2 protein-coding genes are annotated in these 1,911 nt (G+C 66.3%); one reads left to right on the forward strand and one right to left on the reverse strand.

Going from position 1 to position 1,911, the window contains the following annotated elements:
- On the forward strand, window positions 1-758 hold a 758-nt coding region (locus tag CSW58_RS12215; protein WP_236627814.1), incomplete at its 5' end, for an NRAMP family divalent metal transporter.
- A 464-nt stretch (window positions 759-1,222) separates the two neighbouring features.
- Here CSW58_RS12215 and CSW58_RS12220 read toward each other — a convergent pair.
- A partial coding sequence (locus tag CSW58_RS12220) for a SulP family inorganic anion transporter (RefSeq protein WP_143755197.1) occupies window positions 1,223-1,911 on the reverse strand: 689 nt, incomplete at its 5' end.

Raw genomic sequence — 1,911 nt, forward strand, 5'->3', positions numbered from 1 at the left:
CGGGCCCTGACGGCCCTGATCGTGCCGGAAATCCAGTGGAACGCGGCCTATGCCACCGCTTCGCGTGGCGATTCTCGGCACCACCATCAGCCCCTATCTGTTCTTCTGGCAGGCCGGCCAGGAGGGTCGAGGAACAGCACCGCCATCACGCCAAGCCCCTGTGCATCACGCCCAATGAGGCGGGGCCCGAGCTGCGCCGCATCCGCACCGACACCCTGGTGGGCATGGCGTTCAGCACCCTGGTCTCGCTGGCGATCGTCTTCGCCACGGCGGCGACGCTGAACGCCAACGGCATCACCGACATCACCACCTCGGCCCAGGCGGCCGAGGCGCTGAAGCCGATCGCCGGACCCTTCGCCTTCGCCCTGTTCGCGGTGGGCATTATCGGGACCGGACTGCTGGCCGTGCCGGTGCTGGCCGGCTCGGCCGCCTATGCCGTCACCGAGATGGTCGGGGTGGCGGGCAGCCTGGACGCCAAGCCGATGCGGGCCCGGCTGTTCTACGCCACCATCGCCGTGACCACCCTGCTGGGGGCGGCGCTGAACTATACCGGCATCGACCCGGCCCGGGCGCTCTACTGGGCCGCCGTGGTCAATGGCGTGCTGGCCGCGCCGCTGATGGCGGTGATGATGCTGATCGTCCGCAATCCCCGGGTCATGGGCCGCCTCACCCTGTCGACCGGCGCCACCGTGCTCGGCTGGGCCGCGACGGCGGTGATGACCATCGCCACGGTGATCTTCTTCGTGACGGCGCTTTAGGGGTGAAGGGCGAGCTTAAGCTGCTCCCCCTTTGGGGGCGCTGTCGCCCCCGGGGCGCGCGAAGCGCGCGCCCGAGGATAAACTCCGCGACTGAGGGGGGTCTTCCCGACCAGCGCCGCGCTACCCCCTCCGGCCCTCTGGGCCACCTCCCCCAGAGGGGGAGGATCTACGGGGCGTCGCGCCTCCCGTCCCGCCTAGCGGGGAGCCATCCTTACATCTCACGGCGAGACGATCGCCGGTCTGTCCAGGTTGCTCAAGGCCGGCCCGCCGGGCCGCCGCGGAGCGGCCGGTCGAAGACCGGGGTCGGTGGACCAACCTGGACAGACCGGCACGCTTCAGCCTCCAGGAGATTTAAGGACGAGCGCGACGCGGGGCGTCCGCTTGCGGGAAAGGAGCCAATACCCGAATCCGACCCTGAGCGGACCCTGAGTAGGTCAGCTGTCAGCGCACTCACCGGTCGAAGGTCAGTGGGCTCCTTGGCTAGATGGCAGGTGGTTCTTGTCGTACTTGCCGATCCGCTCGACCAGCGTCTGACTTGCCTGGTTCATGCCGATGAGTTCGACCTCAGCGCCCTGGCGGCGATACCGGAATACGACCTTGTCCACGGCAGCAACGCCTGTCAGGTCCCAGAGGTGGGCGTCGGTCATGTCGATCTCCACCCGCGTTGGATGGCCGTGATGCTCGAAGCTCGCGGCGAAGAAATCGGCTGAGGCAAAGAACAACTGGCCGCTGACGCGATAGAGCAGAAGGCCCTCTTTGGGAGACACGATTTCTTCGACTGCGATTGTCTTGCCGACCTTGCGCATAAAGAAGATCGCTGACAGCAGGACCCCAAGCATCACGCCCTTTGACAGATCGTGCGTCACCACGACGGTCGCCGTAGTCGCGATCATGACAATGGAGGACTGTATTGGCGTCGAGCGCAGGCGCAGCATCGAGCCCCAGTCGAAGGTGCCGATTGACACCATTATCATTACGGCGACTAACGCCGCCATCGGTATACGGGCCACCCAATCTTGCAGCACGAGAATCAAGAACAGCAGAAACAGCCCCGCCCACAGCGTGGACAGGCGGCCTCTGGCGCCTGACGTGACGTTGATGATTGACTGGCCAATCATGGCGCAGCCGGCCATGCCGCCGAACAGGCCGGACA

Source organism: Caulobacter sp. B11, from assembly GCF_002737765.1.
Taxonomy (GTDB): Bacteria; Pseudomonadota; Alphaproteobacteria; order Caulobacterales; family Caulobacteraceae; genus Caulobacter.